This window comes from Actinobaculum sp. 313, from assembly GCF_003073475.1.
In the GTDB taxonomy this organism is placed as follows: domain Bacteria; phylum Actinomycetota; class Actinomycetes; order Actinomycetales; family Actinomycetaceae; genus Asp313.
Genome location: NZ_CP029033.1, coordinates 1617319 through 1637717, shown reverse-complemented (window position 1 = coordinate 1637717; position 20399 = coordinate 1617319). Strand labels below are relative to the sequence as shown.

16 protein-coding genes, 1 other RNA gene and 1 pseudogene are annotated in these 20399 nt (G+C 61.0%); 8 read left to right on the top strand and 10 right to left on the bottom strand.

Annotated elements, in window-relative coordinates; genetic code table 11:
- Positions 1-99: 99 nt before the first annotated feature.
- Together DDD63_RS07100 and DDD63_RS07095 are read right to left on the bottom strand one after the other, a co-directional pair.
- Positions 100-696 (bottom strand): ABC transporter ATP-binding protein, encoded by a 597-nt coding sequence (locus tag DDD63_RS07100; RefSeq protein WP_240611475.1) that lies wholly within the window; start codon positions 694-696, stop codon positions 100-102.
- A gap of 137 nt (positions 697-833) precedes the next feature.
- Positions 834-1403, bottom strand: coding sequence for a PadR family transcriptional regulator (locus DDD63_RS07095; RefSeq protein WP_108715787.1), 570 nt, complete (start codon positions 1401-1403; stop codon positions 834-836).
- Between the two features lie 321 nt (positions 1404-1724).
- Here DDD63_RS07095 and DDD63_RS07090 point away from each other — a divergent pair, with 321 nt between their 5' ends.
- The 3 genes from DDD63_RS07090 to rnpB all read left to right on the top strand — a co-directional run bounded on the left by DDD63_RS07090 (position 1725) and on the right by rnpB (position 3845).
- Complete coding sequence (locus DDD63_RS07090) at positions 1725-2540, top strand: Nif3-like dinuclear metal center hexameric protein (protein ID WP_108715786.1); 816 nt, start codon at positions 1725-1727, stop codon at positions 2538-2540.
- A gap of 2 nt (positions 2541-2542) precedes the next feature.
- Positions 2543-3277 carry a hypothetical protein gene (locus tag DDD63_RS07085; protein WP_108715785.1) on the top strand — a complete coding sequence of 245 codons (735 nt, stop codon included), beginning with the start codon at positions 2543-2545 and terminating at the stop codon, positions 3275-3277.
- Between the two features lie 197 nt (positions 3278-3474).
- An RNA gene (gene rnpB / locus DDD63_RS07080) (RNase P RNA component class A) lies at positions 3475-3845 on the top strand.
- A 107-nt stretch (positions 3846-3952) separates the two neighbouring features.
- Here the strand turns inward: rnpB and DDD63_RS07075 are convergent.
- The 3 genes from DDD63_RS07075 to panB all read right to left on the bottom strand — a co-directional run bounded on the left by DDD63_RS07075 (position 3953) and on the right by panB (position 7075).
- Entirely contained in the window at positions 3953-4948 is a 996-nt protein-coding gene (locus DDD63_RS07075; RefSeq protein WP_108715784.1) for a polyphosphate--glucose phosphotransferase, read from the bottom strand.
- 148 nt (positions 4949-5096) lie between these two features.
- Positions 5097-5996: a type I methionyl aminopeptidase gene (gene map / locus DDD63_RS07070; RefSeq protein WP_240611203.1), complete on the bottom strand. Its 900-nt coding sequence runs from the start codon at positions 5994-5996 to the stop codon at positions 5097-5099.
- Between the two features lie 263 nt (positions 5997-6259).
- Positions 6260-7075, bottom strand: a complete 816-nt coding sequence (gene panB / locus DDD63_RS07065; RefSeq protein WP_108715782.1) for a 3-methyl-2-oxobutanoate hydroxymethyltransferase — start codon at positions 7073-7075, stop codon at positions 6260-6262.
- 237 nt (positions 7076-7312) lie between these two features.
- On the opposite strand from panB, the gene DDD63_RS07060 reads away from it, so the two are divergent.
- The 4 genes from DDD63_RS07060 (at position 7313) to DDD63_RS07045 (ending at position 13881) form a co-directional block, all read left to right on the top strand.
- Entirely contained in the window at positions 7313-8614 is a 1302-nt protein-coding gene (locus DDD63_RS07060; protein ID WP_164505487.1) for a DUF2207 domain-containing protein, read from the top strand.
- 122 nt (positions 8615-8736) lie between these two features.
- Positions 8737-10071, top strand: coding sequence for a type I glutamate--ammonia ligase (gene glnA / locus DDD63_RS07055; RefSeq protein WP_108715780.1), 1335 nt, complete (start codon positions 8737-8739; stop codon positions 10069-10071).
- Positions 10072-10097: 26 nt separating this feature from the next.
- Complete coding sequence (locus DDD63_RS07050; protein WP_108715779.1) at positions 10098-13232, top strand: bifunctional [glutamine synthetase] adenylyltransferase/[glutamine synthetase]-adenylyl-L-tyrosine phosphorylase; 3135 nt, start codon at positions 10098-10100, stop codon at positions 13230-13232.
- A gap of 46 nt (positions 13233-13278) precedes the next feature.
- The gene (locus tag DDD63_RS07045) at positions 13279-13881 is read left to right on the top strand and encodes a histidine phosphatase family protein (RefSeq protein ID WP_164505486.1); all 603 of its coding nucleotides are present in this window, start codon (positions 13279-13281) and stop codon (positions 13879-13881) included.
- An 11-nt stretch (positions 13882-13892) separates the two neighbouring features.
- On the opposite strand, the pseudogene DDD63_RS07040 reads toward DDD63_RS07045, so the two are convergent.
- The 5 genes and pseudogenes from DDD63_RS07040 to DDD63_RS07020 form a co-directional block, all read right to left on the bottom strand.
- Positions 13893-14659 (bottom strand): annotated as a pseudogene (locus DDD63_RS07040) (amino acid ABC transporter ATP-binding protein).
- A 13-nt stretch (positions 14660-14672) separates the two neighbouring features.
- The gene (locus DDD63_RS07035) at positions 14673-15605 is read right to left on the bottom strand and encodes an amino acid ABC transporter permease (protein ID WP_240611474.1); all 933 of its coding nucleotides are present in this window, start codon (positions 15603-15605) and stop codon (positions 14673-14675) included.
- A 95-nt stretch (positions 15606-15700) separates the two neighbouring features.
- On the bottom strand, positions 15701-16609 hold the full coding sequence (locus DDD63_RS07030; protein WP_108715777.1) for an ABC transporter substrate-binding protein: 909 nt from the start codon (positions 16607-16609) through the stop codon (positions 15701-15703).
- A 194-nt stretch (positions 16610-16803) separates the two neighbouring features.
- Positions 16804-18228, bottom strand: coding sequence for a type I glutamate--ammonia ligase (gene glnA, locus DDD63_RS07025; RefSeq protein WP_108715776.1), 1425 nt, complete (start codon positions 18226-18228; stop codon positions 16804-16806).
- A gap of 135 nt (positions 18229-18363) precedes the next feature.
- On the bottom strand, positions 18364-19065 hold the full coding sequence (locus DDD63_RS07020; protein WP_108715775.1) for a DUF4191 domain-containing protein: 702 nt from the start codon (positions 19063-19065) through the stop codon (positions 18364-18366).
- A 447-nt stretch (positions 19066-19512) separates the two neighbouring features.
- Between DDD63_RS07020 and DDD63_RS07015 the strand changes: the two genes are divergently transcribed.
- The gene (locus DDD63_RS07015; RefSeq protein ID WP_108715774.1) at positions 19513-20025 is read left to right on the top strand and encodes a hypothetical protein; all 513 of its coding nucleotides are present in this window, start codon (positions 19513-19515) and stop codon (positions 20023-20025) included.
- The last annotated feature ends 374 nt before the right edge of the window (positions 20026-20399 follow it).

The window sequence follows — 20399 nt, the reverse complement described above, 5'->3', positions numbered from 1 at the left end:
TGATTGCGGCCACCGGCAGCGCCACCAGCAGCAGCGCGAACAGACTACGTATGCGGTGACGGGTGAGTTCGCGCCGGGCCAGGCGCCAGACGGCGCGGTTCATGATGGATCCAGTAGGCTCTCAAAGCTCTCGTACCGCGTGGCATCGGTGATGTGCCCGTCGCGCAGGAAGATTGTCCGATCAGCCCACGCCGCCAGGCGCGCCTCATGAGTGACGAGAACTCCGGCTGCACCGTCGTCAACCCTTTCGCGCAGAACTGACATGACGGCGTCTCCGGTGCTGGAGTCCAATGCGCCGGTAGGCTCGTCTGCCAGCAATAACGAACGGGTCCCCACGACTGCGCGCGCGATCGCAACCCGTTGCCTTTGACCTCCGGACATGTCATCAGGGAAGCGATCAGCCAGGTCCAGCACCCCGAGGTCGTCAAGTGCGTTGCATGCTTCCTCGCGTGCTTGCGCACGTGGCGCGTGATCCAGTTCCAAGGGAAGCGTAACGTTTTCTACTGCGGTAAGAGATGGGATGAGATTGAAGTCCTGAAACACGTATCCGAGCCGACGACGTCGCAGCCGTGCCCGACCGGCAGGTGAGAGCCCGGAGAGGTTCGTCCCATCAATCGTAACGGTCCCCACATCGGGAACGTCGAGGGCACCGCAAATGTTCAATAGGGTGGACTTGCCCGAACCGGAGGGGCCCATAACAGCTACGAGTTCCCCGCGTGAAACGGTCAGATTGATATCGTCAATAGCCACGACAGTGGTGACCCCACTGCCGAAGGTACGTGTGACATGCTCGAGGCGCAACACCGGAGCGGAAGAGCCGCGACCGGTCATGTTCAGCGATTTCGACCCGCGGGGGTTGGATTATCGGCCTCGGCGTAGGAAGCGGCGGCGAGCGGCGCTCGGCGAGCGGCTGCAGCCACGGCAGCGCCCTCGATGTGGTCGAGCCAACGCGCCTCGGCCTCGAGATCGAAAATGCGGCGGTCTAAGACGAGCTGCCAGGTGGGGTCGTCATCGGTGCGCTTAAGCCGGGTGACATCTCGTAGCTCTGACAACGTGGCATTGCGTTGCTGTTGAATGAGCCGTTGCACGTTAATCCCGGGAATGGTTACAGCTAGAGCTACCTTCATAACTAGATCGTCGCGTTCCGAGCGATCAACGGTTGTCGGTGTATCCCACCAATGCTGGAGTTCCTCATACCCTGTATCGCTGATCCGGAACAATTCGGCACGGCCTTCGCTGTCGGCATACTCGACGAGGCCGTCACGCTCCAGACGCTGCATGGTCTGGTAGACCTGGCCAATATTGATATTCCACGTGGTGCGCTCCTCAAAGAGCTGGCGCAACTGGTACACGCCGCGTGGCTCTTCGATAAGCAACGACAGCAACGCGAGACGAACAGACACCGTGCCTCCTTTGTTACCCGGTATGTGTGACAACACTCATGTTACTGGGCGGTGAGCCGAGCCGCAAGCAAAGCGGTATGGATTTCTCGTGCGGCCGAGTTGTATGTGATTGCGCAGGTGCGGGCAAGATACCTACTCGAACAATCGGCAGTGCTAGCCCGGTGATGCGACATTCTTGGCGGGTTGGCGCCGGGTAGCGTCGGGCGGCGTCGGGCCGACGAGGGGTATGGCCGTGCTCGGCACTGTCAGCGCCGCCTGCGGTGATGGGTCGCAATGCGGGGCAGTGCTGTCTAAACGTCTTTGAGCCGGTAGGCTTATTGCATGACTGAGTCCGGCTCTGCGCCCATAACCGTAGGCGATGTAGTAGCGGTGATGGATGCGTTATTTCCTCCCGATACCTGTGAGGCATGGGACCGCGTCGGCCTATCGGTGGGTGACCCGGCCGCCAGTGTGAGGAGTATAGGCTTCGCCGTCGATCCGGCACAGGCAACTGTGGATGAGGCCCTGGAACGCGGCGTCGATATGCTCATTACTCATCATCCGCTATATCTGCGCGGTACTCACTCAGTGGCCGCTACGACGGGTAAGGGACGGTGGGTCACCTCGCTGATCCGCGGTGGAGTGGCCCTCTTCTCGGCGCATACGAATGCCGATGTCGCCGCATCGACGGCGGCGCTCGCCGAGCTGTTAGGCGTGAGCATCGAGGCGCCGCTTGATGAAGAGACCGGCATAGGCGGGGTCGGCACACTTGAGCAGGCATTGACGTTGGAGGAATTCGCGCGGCATGTTGAAGAGGTACTTCCGCGGGTGCCGGCGGGTGTGCTCGTGGGCGGTGACTTGCAACGCCCGATACGACGAGTGGCCATTTGCTCCGGATCGGGTGATTCACTCCTTGATAATGCCAATGCGGCCGGAGCGGATGTGTACGTGACGGCCGATCTGCGCCATCACCCGGCAACGGATCACCTGTGGAATGGCGGCTGTTCGCTTGTCTGCGCTACGCATTGGGCAAGTGAGTGGCCATTGCTGCCGATTATGGCAACGAGGCTTGCCGCGCACCTGCCGGGTCTGGATATTAACGACATGTATATTTCTGAGATTCCTACCGATCCCTGGTCCCTTTCGCTAAGGTCGTGAACATGGCACAGGCACCCGCATCCGATCAGAGGCAGCTCCTGGAGGTTGCCGAACTGGATTCCCAGATCGCCCGCCTCGAACGGGACAACAAGAAACATCCCTTACGCCAGGAGTTGGTCGGCATGATGAACGGCGCGGCGGCCAAAGGGCGCGAGCTGCAGGCCGCAGAGGAACGAGTGGCACAGGCGCAGCAAGAGTTGACCGCGGCCGAGGCGAAGAGTGCCGCACTGCAGCAAGACATCGAGACGAAGGAAGGGCAACTGAACTCAGGCGAAGGGTTGACTTCACGTGACCTGGTAGCACTGCAGGCAGAGATCGCAGGCCTGCGAGAGATTCTTGCGCGCGCCTCCGATACGGAATTTGAGGCGCTTGCCTTCCTCGAGGAAAGCGAGGAGAACGTTTCGACGCTGCGGGGTGAGATTTCGCGGCTCAAGGATGAGATTCTTGCCCGGCGCGCCGAATTGGAGGATGTTGTTGAGGGAATTACCGCTCAGCAGGAGAAACTGAAGGCCGAGCGTGAACGCCTGTTTACGCCGCTGGCCGAGGATCTGAAAACCGTGTACGAACGGGCACGGGCCACTGGCGGCTACGCGGTGCTCGGGATGCGACCCAACGGGCAGACCGGAGCGGGTATTACGCTGTCACCGGTAGAAGTAGCGCAGATCAAGTCGGCACCGGAAGATGAGATCTATCTGTCGGAGGACTACGACTGCATTATCGTCCGTTTGCCGAACTAGAGCGCGTCAAGCCGACGCGCGGAGTCAGGTATACGAGGCGGCGTAACGCGAGTTGATAGGTGCCCGTAAGCAGGCCAGGCAAACCGGATGGTGTGAAACAGGTGCCCTGCGGTCAACGCCGTGTGTATTGATCGGCCGGAGGACCTCACCGCACAGTTTCCCGACGGGCTTCTGGTGGACTACGATGACAGGGCGAATGAGTCGGCCAGGCGGCCGCGTGGCCTGCGGGAATCTGCGGGCCCCGAGGAACGTCCGGGCTCCATAGGGAACGGTGGTGGGTAACGCCCACCCGGGGCGACCCGCGGGATAGCGCCACAGAGAATAGACCGCCGCGGCTGCGGCCGAGGTAAGGGTGAAACGGTGGTGTAAGAGACCACCGCGTTGCGGGTGACCGCGACGGCACGGCAAGCCCCACCGGGAGCAAGGTCAGACAGCGCGCGTTTGAGGCGTCCCGCTTAGCGCGCGGGTGGACTGCTCGAGTCTCGTGGTAACACGCGACCTAGATGGATGGCCGCCGCCGCCCGGTTTTCGGGCGGAACAGAACCCGGCGTATCGGCCGACTCATTCGCTCGCATGGTGGCGCAGACCAGAGCGGTGCGCGGCTGTAGATGTCGCAATGAACGCGGTGCCACCGGCGCTGCGGTATCACTGACCGGCGCTGCGCTATCACTGCTTTCACGCCTTCTTCTGCTTCTTCTTTGCTTTTTTGACCTTGTCCTTCTTGGACGTGGAACTTTGCTTGGATCTATTGCCCTTGTTGGACTCGGAGGTGAACTTGCCCGCCTTGGATGTGTTCTTCTTGCGTGAGCCGACCTTCTTCGCCTTCGTGCGACGAGGCGCATCCGCTTTCCTGCCCTCATCCGCTTTCTCCGGCAAAGGCGGCAGTGGGGTGATCGTCCCCGGAGCTCGGCCCACGGCTTCTGCGGCCAGAAGCGCCGAGCCGACAATACCCGCAGTATTCAGTAATCGGGCGGGAATCAGGGGCGCACGGGTGTCGATCAGCGGCAGGAACTTCTCAGACTTCCGGCTGATACCGCCGCCAATAATGAACACCGATGGGAAGAAGAGCCCCTCCAGGTAACTGAGGTAGCGTTGCAGGCGTTTCGCCCATTGCTTGTAGCTCAGCTTCTCCCGCTCGTACACCGCCGATGAAGCGCGTGTCTCGGCGTCGTAACCGTCGAGTTCCACATGACCCAGCTCCGTGTTGGGAACCAGCACGTCATTGACCACCAGCGCGGAACCGATGCCGGTACCCAGCGTAAGAACGATGGTCAGTCCGGAACGTCCCACAGCGGCTCCGTAGCGCACTTCTGCGTAGCCCGCTGCGTCGGCGTCGTTCACTAGGGTAACCGGACGGCCAAGTACGTTTGCGAAGAGCTCGTCCCCGTTCACACCTGCCCACGACTTATCCAGGTTTGCCATGGAGGGGATCACTCCATCCAGGATCGGTGCGGGCAGATCAATACCGATAGGCAGTTCACCGTCGGGATCGAAATGCTGCACCAACTCGGCAACGGTAGCCGCGACGGCCTCGGGCGTTGCCGGCTGCGGAGTGGGGATGCGGTGGCGCGGCGCGAAGAAAGTGCCGGTCTCCAGATCAACAGGCGCGCCCTTGATGCCTGACCCACCGATGTCAATTCCAAGAGCAATGTTGCTCGGGTATGCTGCCATGACGTTTCCTTTCGGTCCTACTGGCAGACTACCGCAAATGGGGCATGGAAGGAGACGCCTTATGCGCTCGCGTTTTGCGCCGATTGTGATCCGGGTGCTTTACCGCCATCGTCTCGAGTGCGGCGCGGGCACGCGACGCACCCTGATGTCACAGGTGCGGGGCGAGATCCGGGGTACTCGGAAGCGTCAGAATCTCCGCGCCGTCGTCGGTCACAACAATCGTGTGCTCCCATTGGGCGGTACGACCCCTGTCTTTCGTAACGACGGTCCATCCGTCGTCCCACTGCTCCCACGCAATATCCCCAAGCGTCAGCATTGGTTCAATCGTGAAAACCATGCCGGGCTCCATGACGGTGTCATAAGCCGGGGCGGCGTCATAGTGCGGCACGATGAGGCCGGAATGGAATGCCTCACCCACTCCATGCCCGGTGAAATCCTCGACGACGCCGTACTGGAAACGTTTGGCGTACGATTCGATAACCCGCCCGATGACGTTAATCTGGCGGCCGGGCTTAACAGCTTTGATACCGCGTAGCATGGAGGTGGCCGTGCGCTCGCACAGCAGCCGCGACTCCTCATCGACGTCACCCACCAAGAACATTGCGTTGGTGTCGCCATGCACACCGTCCTTGTATGCGGTGACATCAAGGTTGATGATGTCACCTTCGGATAGCACCGTGGAATCGGGGATGCCGTGGCATATCACCTCGTTGATGGAGGTGCAGATCGATTTCTGGAATCCCATGTAGCCCAGGCAGGAAGGGTAGGCGCCGTGATCGCACATGTATTCGTGGGCTATACGGTCCAATTCATCCGTCGTTACGCCCGGTGCAATTGCGCGGCCGGCCTCGTAGAGCGCATCGGCGGCAATGCGGCCTGCTTCCCGAATACGCTCGATCATCTCTGCATCCTTGATATCCGACGCTGTTACCACTTCCGGACCGTCATGGAACATGTATTCCGGACGTGAAATGGTGGCGGGGACATGACGAGAAGGGGAGAGTTTTCCGGGAACAAGAGTGCCCAAAGGGGCTCGATCTGCCAACATGAGGCTAAGTCTATGCCTTTCACTCGTCATCGGGCGTCACTCGCCGCCGAAGGTGCTGGTGGGGCACCGATGGCCTCCATACGCAGCGAGCGCCACCCGAGGGTACCCATCGGAGAAATCGGATGGCAGCGTCGAGGCATTGGTATCCGCGAGGCAATCTGCCCGCTGCGGCACGCGGTGCGTTGGCTGCCACGGAGCCATGACTGCAGTGAGCGCACTACTGTGACCACGCGCGGGACCGTTTCTGAAGACCGTGACCGCGTTCAGAAACTGTGTTGTTCCTCCGGGAACTGGCGTTCTTTGACCGCGCGACAGTAGTTGGTCGCAGCTTCGCGCAAGGCCTCACCCACGTTGCCGAAAGTCTTTGAAAACCGCGGCGTCCATGATGCCATGCCGGCCATGTCCGTCCACACCAACACCTGTCCGTCGCATCCGGCGCCTGCGCCGATCCCGATGGTGGGAATCGTCAGTATCTTTGTGATCTTTGCGGCGAGCCGCGCGGGTACCATTTCCAGGACGACGACGACGGCGCCGGCATCCTGGACCGCCACAGCGTCGTCGATCAGTTGCGTCTCCGTATTCTCGGTACGCCCCTGCACCCGTGGTCCTCCCAGGCTGGATTCTGACTGCGGGGTAAAGCCGATATGACCGACGACGGGGATACCGGCTCCGGTGATGCGGGCAATCGTGTCGGCCTGCCGGGTACCTCCTTCGAGTTTTACGGCCTCGGCGCCGGCCTTCATGAGGCGAACCGCCGAGCGCACCGCTTGGGCAGGCGACTCCTCATACGAACCGAAAGGCATATCCGCGATGACGAAGGCACGTTGTGTACCGCGGCCGACAGCCGCGGTTGCAGTCATCATCTCCTCCAAGGACACAGGAATGGTGGACGGGTAGCCGAGCATGGTGTTGCCGTACGAGTCACCGACAAGCAGCGCGTCTACGCCCTGGGCGTCAAAAATCCGCGCAGTGATTGCGTCATAGCAGGTCAACATGGTGATAGGTTCACGGCGCTCTTTCATTTCGCGCAAGTGATGAACGCGCACACGTCTGATGGGCGCAGCATTCGAGGTACTCATCGACTCTCCTTGGCCTGAGGGGTTCTCCTCATAGTAGCCGGGAGGCATAGTGGGAAGCCACAGCAAGGCGATATTCGGGCAGTCGGTGAGGGACAGAGCGGACACTCGGTGAAGATCACAGCGCGCGCCGGATACATGAATGGAGGCGACGGGCAGTAGCATGGGGAAACACGTGGTGCCAGTGTTGTTGGCACGGGCACCTGGCACGTATGGGGCGAGTGAACGGAAGGAATGCTGATGAATGCCGTCCTTTCCTACCTCGGGGTCACAACAGCAGAGTTCTGGGTGGGTGCTTTCCTGGTGGTCTTTGCGCTCGGTATCTTGCTGGCCGCGTTGCGTCCTGACCGGGAGTTCGCCGACTTGCCGCGCGGAGTGTTTCCGGCTGCGGGTAGGGCTCACTCCCTGCAACGTGCTCGCAGGACGGAGCCGCCGCTGCGAGCCGAACGGCCGGAGATGACCATTGCGGAGGGTGCATACGCTGTTCGCGATGCCAGCACGGTTAACCTGAGCGCCTCCATCCTCATCGACTTAGCAGTGCGAGGCTTCATCGAACTGGTGGAGTACCAGCATCTAACAGCCGGTCATCCCGCCATTATGATTGTCTACCGACGCCCGCCTGATTCTTCCTGCTCTCCTGAGGAACGTGCTTTTCTTGAACTGTTGTCGACCCCCGGCGCTGCCGAATCTCCGGAATACGCCCGCACACACCCTTTCAACGCACGGCTTTTCCGCAACGAGTTGGAAACAGCAGGCATTCCGCTGTTGGGAGAACCCACCACGCGGGTCTCGGGCTTACGGGTCTCGGCCGGAACGCAGATCGCCGCACGGGTGCGCCGCGAGGTCACTGATCGGCGGGCCTGGTTCGCCAGCCGTCATGAGCATTTGGGAACCGTCGGTGCGATCGAACTGGTCAGCGGTGGGCTCGCGCTCATATTCACCTTCGTCCTGGCAGCATTGGGTGCGTTGCGGCCGTACTGGCTCGTGGTGAGCGCATTGGTGACGATTATGGGTTTGTTCACGGTGCGCGGCTACGGGGTGCGCACCGCTTACGGCGTTGTGGCGCGCGACCAAACGGCCGGATTTCGCCGGTTCCTCGTTGAGGCTCCCCCGGAGTGTGGCGCCAGTGTCGAGCGGTTGGCAAAACTGGCTGCCTGGGCACTTGTGCTCAGTTGTGTGCGTGAGTGGGCGCAGAGCCTGGAACGGCTCGGCCGTGCGGCCGGTGTGCCGACGGCGACCAGCATTGAGACCCTCCTGCCGTGGGCGCAGCGTTCCAGTGGCGCGTTTCAGACATGGCAGGAAGTGGCAGACTTCATCGAGTTGATCAATGCCCGCACGCATGCGGACACTGCTGCCAGCGACGCCGATTCTCCGCTTGGCGACATGACAGAGGGCTGGGGAGGGTTCCCTCCAGCTGGATCTAACCCTGGCCGTTTGCAGCGCCGGAGCGTGCCTCACAACCGCTTGGACAGGTTCGCGCGTCAGATATGCCTAGGTGGAGTATCGGAGTGGAGCTGTTGGCCGACGGGCCTTAGCCGCTAGGAGCCGCTTAAGCTGAGCGGAATCGGCGGCTCGTACCTCCAGTTTTGACGCGGCGCGTGGCATAACCGCCGTCGTCGTCGCCCGCAGTGGCACAATGGGGACAGTTGGATACAAGGAGAGTTATGGACCGTCAACAGGAATACGTGCTGCGTGCCATCGAAGAACGCGGCGTACGCTTCGTGCGGCTGTGGTTCACGGATGTCGTCGGCAAACTGAAGTCGGTCGCGGTTGCTCCCGCCGAACTTGAGGAGGCCTTCGAGGAGGGGATCGGTTTTGACGGGTCGTCGATTCAAGGCCTGACCCGCGTGTACGAATCTGATATGCTCGCGCGCCCGGATGCCTCCACTTTCCAGCTGTTGCCCTGGCATAACGACCATCCGGTTGCGCGCATGTTCTGCGACATTATGACACGTGACGACGAGCCTGCCCGCTCCGACCCGCGATCCATCTTGAAGCGCGCACTTGCAAAGGCTGCCGACATGGGATTCACCTTCTACGTGCACCCCGAGGTCGAGTTCTACCTTTTCCGTCCGGAGACTGACCCGTACAAAGAACCGGTCCCCATCGACTCGGCCTCCTATTTCGACCATGTCTCGCGTTCGACCGCGCACGACTTCAGGCGCGACGCCATTTTGAACCTGGAGGAGATGGGCATCTCGGTCGAGTTCTCCCATCACGAGAACGGTCCAGGGCAGAACGAAATCGATCTGCGTTACTCCGACGCCCTGACGATGGCGGATAACCTCATGACCTTCAAAGTGGTGATCGAAGAGGTTGCCCTCGCCCAGCACGTTCAGGCCTCCTTCATGCCCAAACCGCTTATCGATCAGCCAGGCAACGGCATGCACACGCATCTGTCCCTGTTCGAGGGGGAGCGTAACGTCTTTTATGATCCGGGTGGGCGCTATGGCCTCTCGATGACGGGGCAGCAGTTCCTTGCCGGCCTGCTGCGGCACGCGCGGGAAATAACAGCGGTCACGAATCAGCACGTGAACTCCTACAAAAGGCTGTGGGGTGGCGGTGAGGCGCCCTCCTACGTGTGTTGGGGGCCGAATAACCAGTCGGCATTGATTCGTCTGCCGGCATACAAGCCGGAGAAACAGACGGCCGCGCGTTTGGAATACCGGGCAGTTGATTCGGCCGCGAACCCATACCTGGCCTTCGCGGTGCTGCTTCGTGCGGGACTGGCCGGTATCGAGGGTGACTACGAGCTCCCCGAGCCCGAGGACTCCGATGTGTTTCTAATGAGCGACATGGAGCGCCAGGCCTCCGGCATTGAGTCATTGCCGGAATCATTGAACAACGCGGTGTCTTTGCTGCGATCATCAGAACTGGTTGCGGAGACACTCGGAGAGGACGCCTTCGACTACTTCATTCGCGATAAGCAGCACGAGTGGCGCGAGTACCGCCACCAAGTCACACCGATTGAGCGCCGTCGTTTCCTTGCGACGTACTGACGGCGTCCGGTAAGAGATGAGCTCCGATGCGCCAGGAAAGCCTTGCGACGCGCCTGCGCCGAGCGGGTTTTACGGATCCCGCCCGGGCCGCTCGGCTGTTGGATGATCCCGCGTCAGCAGGATTGCTCGCCTCCGTACAGGATTCCTCTGGTGACGGCTTAGGGCAGATTCTTGGTGACTTCGCAGCCGTCGCTGACCCGGATGCCTGCCTGCTGGCGCTCATCCGTTTGGCGGAGGCCTGCGACAAGGACGGCTCCGCGGCTCCGGCCGATTCCGGTGGCCGCGTGTTGCTGCGGGAGATCGTGAGCGACCCAGCACGGAGGAAGCGACTCCTTGCCGTGTTGGGGATGTCCAGCGCCTTGGGAGACTTTCTGATTGCGCATCCCGCTGTTCTGGCATCGCTGGACACCGACGACGGCACCGCGCGTGCCGCCGGAATGGAGGACGACATCGGTGGACAAGCGATTCCTTCTCCCGGACTCGCCGTCGAGCGTGCGCGGGCCCTACGCGCGGTTGATGCTGATGAACAGGACGAATTTCCTTGCGCTCGGATGCGAGGCGCCGCCGGCATTAGCGCTCTCCGTGCCCATTATTTCTCGCGAATCGTTGCCGTTGCCGCCGCCGATCTGACGTGCGCCGACCCACTCGCAGCCGTCGTACCGGTGGGGGAGTCGATCGCCGATATCGTCGGTGGCACGCTGGAGGCGGCCCTTGCACTGGCCCGGGCCGAGACTCCCGGAGCCGAACATGTTGGGCTGGCCATTATTGCGCTGGGTAAAACGGGTGCCCGGGAACTGAACTACATATCGGATGTCGATGTCGTGTACGTGGTTCGTGCGCTCGACGAGACAACAAGCGAGGAAGAGGTCATTGCAGTCGGCACAAGGCTTGCCTCTTTCGTCGGTAGAGCGGTAGCTGCTCCCGCCGGCGAACCTGCGCTGTGGATGCTTGATGCCGCTTTACGGCCGGAGGGCAAGGACGGGCCACTTGTACGCACCCTCGATTCCCACGCGGCCTATTACCGGCGCTGGGCTAAAGGGTGGGAGTTTCAGGCATTGCTGAAAGCGCGACCAATAGCCGGTGACCACGAATTGGGGGCGGCCTACATCGAAAGCATCTGGCACCTGGTATGGAGCGCTGCCGGACGAGAGAACTTCGTTGAGGATTCGCGCGCCATGCGCAAACGGGTAGAAGAACACGTACCGGCGCGGGAGGAGGGTCGCCAACTCAAACTGGGGAAGGGCGGACTGCGCGATGTCGAATTCACCGTTCAGCTGCTCCAACTCGTGCATGGGCGTACGGACGAGACGCTGCGAGTACGTTCCACCCTCGCCGCCTTGACGGCGCTGCGTGATGGAGGCTACGTCTCTCGCAGTGATGCCGCCAAACTTGACGCCGACTACCGCCTGCTGCGCGTTCTGGAGCACCGGATCCAACTGCAGCATCTGCGCCGGTCTCATCTGCTTCCGGCCGGTGTGGCGGATCTGCGCAGGGTTGCCCGAGCGATGCGTTGCGGGGGCATTGCAACAGGCGAGGACCTGGAGACGGCATGGCAACACACCCGAAGAGAAGTGCGATCTCTCCATCAAGAAATCTACTACCGGCCGCTCCTGCCGGAGGCTGCCAAACTTTCACCTGACGATATTTCTCTGCACACCGAGGCAGCCGAGGCGCGTCTTGCCGCTATCGGGTATCGGGATCCGCATGGTGCACTGCGACATATTGATGCCCTGACTTCCGGGGTGTCACGGTATGCGGCGATTCAACGCCAACTACTACCCGTGATGCTCGGCTGGTTCACCGAGGGGCCAGAACCCGACGCGGGACTGCTGGCATTCCGGTTGTTGTCGGAGAAAATGGGACGTACTTCGTGGTATATGCGCACCTTGCGCGATGGAGGCGCAGCGGCGCAACGCCTGTGCTACGTGCTGTCATCATCGCGCTATGTTGCCACGCAGATCCCCAACCTCGCGGAGTCCATTGGCTGGTTGGAACATGTGGCGGACCTTCATCCGCGCAGTCGTGATGAGCTCAATGCCGAGCTTGCCTCCATGCTTTCACGGCGCAGTGATCCCACGGCCATTGCGCAAGCCGGGAGGTATCTGCGGCGTCGTGAATTACTGCGTGTCGGTCTGGCGCAGACCCTGCGGGTCATCGATCCGCCCGGATGTCGAGAAGCGATCTCCCATGCGGCCGACATCGCGTTGGAGGCAGGACTTCGTGCCGGAATTCAGGCCGCGCAGGAACGCTTGAACGAACCGGAGGCGCTTTCGCGCTACCTGGTTGTCGCCATGGGCCGTATGGGCGGCGAGGAGATGGGCTACATCTCCGATGCCGATGTTCTTTTCGTGCATGAGCCGTTTGCGAACGTAGACCCGCAGCGTGCGCAACGCCTTGCCGTGGAGGTCGCCGTGCAGACACGTCGTCTACTCGCGGAGACCGGGAGCGAGCCCCCGCTTGCAGTTGATACCGATCTTCGCCCGGAAGGACGCAACGGCGCGTTGTCGCGCAGCTGGGAAGCCTACGCGGAGTATTACCAACGATGGGCCCAGACTTGGGAGATTCAAGCTCTTTTGCGGGCCCGCTACGGCGCTGGCGATCATGAACTGGGGGAGCGCTTCTTGGGCCTGATCAATGCGTATCGTTACCCTGTGGGTGGTATCAGCCAAGCCCAGATACGCGAGATCCGACTGATGAAGGCGCGTGTGGAGATGGAACGCATTCCACGCGGTGTCGATCCGCAGCATCACCTCAAACTGGGACGCGGTGGATTGTCGGATGTTGAATGGACCGCGCAGTTGTTGCAACTCCGATACGCGGGCGAGCACGAGGCACTTCGGTGCACCTCGACCTTGGGAGCGCTCGCCGGCGCGGCACGGGTGGGCATACTCTCTGACGCGGACGAGGAAATGCTGCGCGAGGCGTGGAGCTTCGCCTCCCAGCTGCGCGACGTAAATTTTCTGGGGACGGGTAGGGCCTTCACGACGAAGATAAGTGCTCTGCCGCACGATTCCGATGAGTTGGCGGTAGTCACGGCCCTGCTCGGATGGGACGCAGCCTCACGTCATGAGGTGGAGGAGAGCTATTTGCGCCTGGCAAGGCGATGCCGAGCGGTGGTGGAGCGAGTCTTTTACGGCAATCCGAGTATGCCCTCCGTCTGAGTTTTATGGCAGACTAAGCGGCAGATGGTGCGATCAAAGGAGAACAATGCGCCTTTACCTGATCCGGCATGGGCAGACGGAGATGAATGCCAGCCACACGATTGATACGGACTACCCGGGTGCACATTTGACGGAACGCGGCCGAGAGCAGGCCGTTGGGATCGTTGAGCGTCTGTCAGGGGAATCCGTTGATGCGATCTGGGTCTCGAGCCTGATTCGGACGCATCAGACCGCTGCGCCCTTGGCGCGCAGCCGTGGCCTCGTACCGGTAGAACGCGATGGTTTGCGCGAGATCGAAGCCGGGAGCTGGGAGGGCGGCAGCGACGAAACGGCGTACCGCGGCTACCTCTCCACCATTGAGCGCTGGTTCACTCATTCAATGGATGAACCGATGGGAGGATCAATTACTGGACGGCAGGCCCTGATGCGCTTCGATGCCGTCGTGCGGGAAATCGAGGCCACGAAGGCGGACAGCGTGGCCATTTTCTCACACGGTTCCATGCTCTCCTGGTGGTGCGGTATGCGGGTGGCGGGCCTGACCTGGAAGCACTACATTGACGGGCACCTTGACAATACCGGCATGTGTGTGGCGGAGGGCAGCCTTGACGCCGGGTACCGAGCGCTGTCGTGGATGGGCGAGACGGTGTGATTGATCGGGCCCTAGTGATCGAGCACCTTGGCGAGGAATTCGCGTGTGCGCGGATGATGAGGGGCGTCGAAGACGGCGTCGGGCCGACCGGATTCCACAATGGTTCCCTCATCCATGAAAACCATGGTGTCGGAGACTTCGCGGGCAAAACCCATCTCGTGCGTGACCACCATCATCGTCATCCCGGACGTGGCCAGGTCCTGCATAACGGCGAGCACTTCGCCGACCAATTCCGGGTCGAGTGCCGAGGTGGGTTCGTCGAATAGCATGAGGTCGGGTTCCATTGCCATGGCGCGTGCAATGGCGACGCGTTGCTGCTGTCCGCCGGAGAGTTGTGCCGGGTAGTGATCGGCCCGCTGCGCGAGGCCAACCAGGTCGAGCAGTGCGAGGGCCTTGTCAAAGGCGAGGTCGCGTGGCAGGCCGTTGACACGCATTGGTGCAGCCATGACGTTCTGTATGGCGGTCATATGCGGGAAGAGGTTGAAGCGTTGAAAAACCATGCCGATATGGGCACGTTGGCGGGCGAGCTCCTTCGGTCGCAGTTCGTGAAGTCGTCCGCGCGCGTCCTGCCGGTAGCCCATGAGCGTGCCGTCCACGGTGATCGAGCCTGCCTGGATTTCCTCCAGAACATTCACGCAGCGCAGCAGCGTTGACTTACCCGAACCGGAGGGCCGAGAATCGTGCAGACCTCACCTCGATGCACGCTTAACGTAACGCCGCGTAGAACGTGCAGGTCTCCGTAGAACTTGTGCACATCGCGCACCTCAACCATCGCCATATCAGCTCCTGCTCTACGGGGTCCATTCGGCGGAGTTCTGCGCCGGTGTTGTCTGGGCGGCGTTTATGGCGGCTTGCCGTGCGCTGCGTTGCCGGTTCTTGTGGCGTCGCGAGACGCGAATGCTCGTGTCGCTGTTCCCACGTCCGTAGTAGGCCTCAATTTTCGACTGGAAGAACATGAGAATCGAGGTGATAACGAGATACCACAGGCCGGCAACCACCAGGAAGGGAATCGGAAGCAGCGTCTGCGAGCCGTAGTCCGTGGCGACCTTTGTCAACTCCAAGGTGAAGGGGACCGCGGTTACCAGCGATGTCGTTTTCAGCATGGAGATGGTCTCATTACCCGTGGGTGGCACAATAACGCGCATCGCCTGGGGCAGCACAATGCGGTAGAGAATAGTGCTTGGCTTCATCCCGAGCGCTTGAGCTGCCTCTTCTTGCCCTTTGTCCACGGATGCGAGCCCGGAGCGCATGATCTCCGAGAGATATGCGGCCTCGTTCAGCCCGAGCCCAAGAATCGCGGCGACGGCGGCGGTGAAAACATCGTAGGTGCGGAAGCTGAAGAACTCGGGTCCGAAGGGGATGCCGAGCGAGAGACGTGGATAGAGCACGCCGATCAGGCCCCAGAATATCAGTTGGGTGTAAATCGGAGTTCCGCGGAAGAACCAGATGTAGAACGTCGCCACCGCTCGCATCACGGGGTTGTCCGAACGCCGCATAATGGCGAGGATGATGGCGAGGACGATTCCGATAGCCATTGCGGCCACGGTCAGAAGAAGCGTCCACTTGATCGCATTGGCTATTTCGCGGGTGAATAGCATGGGAAGAACCAGGTCCCAGTTGAAGTTCTTGTTCGTCACCAGCCCGTGAATAGCCATGGCGGCGAGGATCGCAAGCATGCCGACGGCGATCCAACGGCCGTAGTGGGGAACGGGAATCGCACGGATGAGCTGGAGGTTCGTCGTCGCCGTCGGCTGCTCGCCGACAGCACCGGAGTGCGCGGGCTCGTGCTCCACCTCGTATGCCTTGTTCACATCGGCCATCATTTCACCGGATTCACTATCGCTTCGGTCGCCACGTTCTCGGTAATACCCCAGGTGGCAAAGATCTCGTCAAGCGTTCCGTCATCCATAAGCGACTGGAGTGCGGCCTGCACGGCCGCTGTCATCTCAGGATCGTCCTTCGCGACGACGACGCCCTGTGGTGCCGTCCCGGTGATGTCTCCCTGCAATTCGAGAGCACCGTTGGTGCGTTGTAAGGCGTAATCCACCACAGACGAGTCTGCGGACATCGCCTCGATCTTGCCACCGACCAGTGCCTGCGTGACGGCGTCCTGGCTGTCGTAACGCTGGATATTGGGCTTCACCACGCACTTCTCCGCAAGCGCCGCTACTTCTTCGTCTTCCGTTGTACCCGTCTGCACACCGATTGTGCGCCCACAGATATCGGCGGAGTCAAAGTCGGTGGGATTTCCGGTCTGCACCGCCCAGGAGACTCCAACCGTATAGAACTGGATCATATTGAAGTTCACTTCGCGTTCTGCGGTGATGGTAAAAGAGGATGCGCCCACCTCGTACTTCGTTGGAATCCCCGGCATGATCGAGTCGAATTCAGCATTCTTCACGTCGAGCTCAAGGCCCATCCGAGCGGCGACGGCCTTCATCATGTCGATCTCGTAGCCGGTGGGCTGCCCGTTGATCTGGAATTCCGCCGGTGCCCAGTACAGATTAGAACCAATGGTGAGCTTGCCATCCGCAGCAACCGATTCCGGTACCAGTGCAACGACGTCGGGATCTGTGCCCACGGAGGAGACGTCGTAACTGTCCGAATACCCGGACAGGCCCTGTTTGGCGTTGTACTCGGAGATGACCTCGTCGGCGGACCGGCAGGCGGTCAGCGCCAGCGCGCAGGCACCGATAAGTGCGGTAGCGGCGATTCGCCTTCTGAGCATGTGCCGTCCTCTCCTGAGCAGGTGGCCACCAGTCGGTCATTCTCATCCATGCTTGGACCGCAACAATCTACCGCGCTTTCCCGTAGTCCGGAATATCTGTGCGCATTATGAGCATTGCAGCCGCGACTGTTGCGCTTGCACCTTCGCGCCGTTGGGACGTATCGCGAAGGTGCTGCTCGCTGCGGCTAAGGTACTCAGATGTCGTAGTACAGTGCGAACTCGTACGGGTGCGGGCGTTGGCGCAGTGGAGCGATCTCATTGGCCATCTTGTAATCAATCCAGGTTTGGATGAGATCCTCGGTGAACACGTCGCCTTCCAAGAGATAGTCGTGGTCTGCATCAAGAGCGCGCAAGGCATCCTCGAAAGACTCGGGGAGTTGGGCGATCTGGGCATGCTCCTCGGGTGGAAGCTCGTAAAGGTCTTTGTCGATGGGATCGGCCGGTTCGGTCCGATGACGGATGCCATCGAGGCCTGCCATGAGTTGCGCTGCAAAAGCAAGGTATGGATTAGCAGCAGGGTCCGGAACACGGTACTCGATGCGCTTGCTCTTGGGCGACGTGCCCGTGACGGGGATACGAATGCAGGCGGAGCGATTACGTGCGGAGTAGACGAGGTTCACTGGTGCTTCGAAGCCGGGGACGAGCCGGTGGAATGAGTTCACTGATGGGTTGGTGATTGCCAGGAGCGATGGTGCGTGTTCGAGCAGGCCGCCGATATACCAGCGGGCCAAGTCTGAGAGTCCACCGTAGCCACGCTCGTCGGCGAATAGGGGCTTGCCGTCCTTCCAGAGGGACTGATGACAGTGCATTCCGGAGCCGTTATCGCCGAATAGCGGTTTCGGCATGAAGGTCGCCGTTTTGCCTGCCTGCCACGCCGTATTCTTCACAACGTACTTGAATTTCATGACGTCGTCGGCGGCAGCAAGCAGAGTATCGAAGGTGTAATTGATCTCCTGCTGACCGCCGGTTCCGACCTCATGGTGGGCGCGCTCGACCTGCAATCCGACCTTCGCTAAGTTGATGCTGATAGCGTCGCGCAAGTCGCAGAAATGGTCATTCGGGGAGACGGGGAAGTACCCGCCCTTCAGGCGCGTCTTGTAACCGAGATTGCCTCCCTCTTCCTCGCGGTTGGTGTTCCACCAACCCGCTTCCGAATCCAAGCGGTACGAGGATGAGTGCACAGTCGACTCAAAACGGATATCGTCAAAGAGGTAAAACTCGGCCTCCGCGCCGAAGAACACGGTGTCGGCGATACCGGTCGACTTGAGGTATTCCTCGGCATGCCGAGCAATGTTGCGCGGGTCGCGGCGGTAGGACTCATCGGTGAACGGGTCAACGATCGAGAAGTTCATCACCAGAGTCTTCTCGGTGCGGAAGGGGTCAATGAAGGCGGAGGAGACATCCGGAATAAGCTTCATATCGGATTCGTGGATGGCTTGAAATCCACGAATGGACGACCCGTCGAACATCAGGCCGTCGGTGAAGACGTCGTCTTTGAAGGTGTCGACCGGAATGGTGAAATGCTGCATGATACCGGGCAGGTCACAGAACCTGATATCGATGAACTTTACGCCCCGTTCCTTGGTGTAGGCGATGGCTTCTTCCGCACGTGTGAACATCCCGTTTCTTTCTGTCAGCGCGCTGGGCAGCCGTGGTCATGCTGGACAGCTGCCCCTGTTACTTCACCCGTTCTACCTCACCGGCCCGGTCGATGACGTGCACGTCTCATGAATCAGCGCCGGGCTGCGGCAGTGCTACTTGCCGCGCAAGGCGCGGCGGTCGGGGCGTGCCTTCATGGGATCGATTCCCTTCGGAATTGGCAGCGTATTCGTCTTGATCGCTTCCAGGCGGCGAGCAAGGGCGGCGACTTCCGCGTTTGAAATCGTCTTCGGAAGGCGTCGCATGGACTTTTCAAGACTGATCAGTTCTGTCTGACCGTCGTCATGCCCGATGAAAATGGTGTGAATGGGAGCATTCGGTGCGACGCGGTGGATGGCACGCCGTTCCTCGTCGATGAGCTTTCCGACTCGCCCTTTGGGCCCTTCCGCAATCAGCACGATGCCGGGGCGGCCGATGGCCCGGAAGACCATATCCTGCGTGCGGGCGTTGACTCGAACCGGTTCTGTGGAAATATCCCAGCCACGCTTGATGTTGTCCAGCACGGCGGAAGCGGCACCCGGCATGCCGTCAATCTGGGCGTAGCTGGCGCGGCGCACCAGCCGGGTGAGGGTGATCATCGGTAGGAGTAGTGCGAGCATGATCCCGATCAGCATCCAGCTCAGCCAACGGCCGGTCAGAATGCTCGGGACAATACCTACCGCCAGACCGATGGCGAATCCGGCGAGTAGCGCCCACGGTGTCCATGAGTAGGAACGCTTCGTAATCCGGTAGGCGTCACCAAGGTAGTTCCACCAGTGCTTCTTCTTCGGCTTCGTGCGGCCTGAGTCCTTCGCCATGTCTGTCCTTTCACCTGCGAACGCAAGAAATTCTAGTTGACATTATCCCGGGATAGAAACAGGAGTGGCATCCGGACAAAGCTCCAGCCGGGCGGCAACGTCGGTGACCCGAGCCCTGCGCCGAGCCGAGTAGAGGCGATGGGCGCCCATCTTGGCCTACTACCTCGTGCCACCCTACGCCTGGGACTGTGCCGCAACCAGGATTATGCGCCGCCGAGTTCAAGGCGCGGCGATGATACATGCGCGGTGGACTATTGCTTGACTCTGTGCCACCCGATGTCGTCTGGGGCGGCGGATGATCCTTGTGCGGCAGATTCTTGCCGCAAGCCGATCCGATTATGGTCGGATGCCACTGGTGACGGTTGCACAGAGGTACGCAGGGTTAGGTCGGCCGCGGCCCTGTGGATAACCGCTGCAGACGGTGAAAGCGGGTGGTGAACTGTTGCCATGAGGCAGTGGTATGCAGGAATCGCGGGTCTGTTTGTCGGCATCGTCCTGGCGCAGGTGCTATGGGGATCGTCGCCACCGCCACCACCGACGCCGTCGTCGACGTCGGCAAACGAATCGTTGTCTGTACTGGAGAACTCCGCGGTACCCAATGCGCGTGAGGCCACCGCAGTTGTGCAGGACCTGCAGAGCCGACGCGATCAGGCACTGATGGCTGATGACGCCGCTGCTTTGGCGGAGCTGACATCGGATGGAAGTCCCGCGCGCGCCGCCGATACGGCTTTACTGAGGGAAATGCGGGGAAGTGTGGCAGTGCTGAACACCGAAGTGTTGGGGGTGAACGTGGTAGCTCCGCACACGTGGGAGGTATACACCGTTCAGCAAGAACTCAGGCTTAGCACAGGGGAGGTGATAGGACCGCTGGCACAGCGCTGTACTCGTTGGGAGCTCGCTCCCGCACCCTGGAGAATCGAGAGCACTGCGGAGTGTATGAACAACGTGAGTCAGCAATGACCCGATCAGCCACGCGATGGTGATCCCTCTCGGGGCTGAGTCATCGGCGCGCGGAACGGTGGCGTGCCGGTCACGGTTGCAAACTGGCAGTGAGCGGGCTGGTCACGAAATCATCTCGTGCACTGCGGGCTGCTGTGCTTGCGGGTGGGTATCACTGGACGGGCATTTGACGTGTAGACGGGCTACCGGCGCGGCTAGCTGCGGGCCTGACAGGGATATGCAGGGCTGACAAGGTCGTGGAGCTGCCAGGTCTGCGGGCGGTTAGGCAAGCTGGGCTGCAGGCGGGCCGAGCTACCCGCAAGCACTGTCGTGCCTCCTTGCGGCGGTGCCATCGGATGAAGAGTAGGGTGCACCGGCGGGCCTGGCGGTGCGAC

Coding starts and splice junctions, on each gene's coding strand:
- panB (WP_108715782.1), bottom strand. CDS start 7,075: ATGAGTACCTCGAATGCTGCGCCCATCAGACGTGTGCGCGTTCATCAC.
- DDD63_RS07050 (WP_108715779.1), top strand. CDS start 10,098: ATGCGCCAGGAAAGCCTTGCGACGCGCCTGCGCCGAGCGGGTTTTACG.
- DDD63_RS07075 (WP_108715784.1), bottom strand. CDS start 4,948: ATGGCAGCATACCCGAGCAACATTGCTCTTGGAATTGACATCGGTGGG.
- map (WP_240611203.1), bottom strand. CDS start 5,996: ATGTTGGCAGATCGAGCCCCTTTGGGCACTCTTGTTCCCGGAAAACTC.
- DDD63_RS07085 (WP_108715785.1), top strand. CDS start 2,543: ATGGCACAGGCACCCGCATCCGATCAGAGGCAGCTCCTGGAGGTTGCC.
- DDD63_RS07020 (WP_108715775.1), bottom strand. CDS start 19,065: ATGGCGAAGGACTCAGGCCGCACGAAGCCGAAGAAGAAGCACTGGTGG.
- DDD63_RS07030 (WP_108715777.1), bottom strand. CDS start 16,609: ATGCTCAGAAGGCGAATCGCCGCTACCGCACTTATCGGTGCCTGCGCG.
- DDD63_RS07090 (WP_108715786.1), top strand. CDS start 1,725: ATGACTGAGTCCGGCTCTGCGCCCATAACCGTAGGCGATGTAGTAGCG.
- DDD63_RS07060 (WP_164505487.1), top strand. CDS start 7,313: ATGAATGCCGTCCTTTCCTACCTCGGGGTCACAACAGCAGAGTTCTGG.
- glnA (WP_108715776.1), bottom strand. CDS start 18,228: ATGTTCACACGTGCGGAAGAAGCCATCGCCTACACCAAGGAACGGGGC.
- glnA (WP_108715780.1), top strand. CDS start 8,737: ATGGACCGTCAACAGGAATACGTGCTGCGTGCCATCGAAGAACGCGGC.
- DDD63_RS07100 (WP_240611475.1), bottom strand. CDS start 696: ATGGGCCCCTCCGGTTCGGGCAAGTCCACCCTATTGAACATTTGCGGT.
- DDD63_RS07015 (WP_108715774.1), top strand. CDS start 19,513: ATGAGGCAGTGGTATGCAGGAATCGCGGGTCTGTTTGTCGGCATCGTC.
- DDD63_RS07045 (WP_164505486.1), top strand. CDS start 13,279: ATGCGCCTTTACCTGATCCGGCATGGGCAGACGGAGATGAATGCCAGC.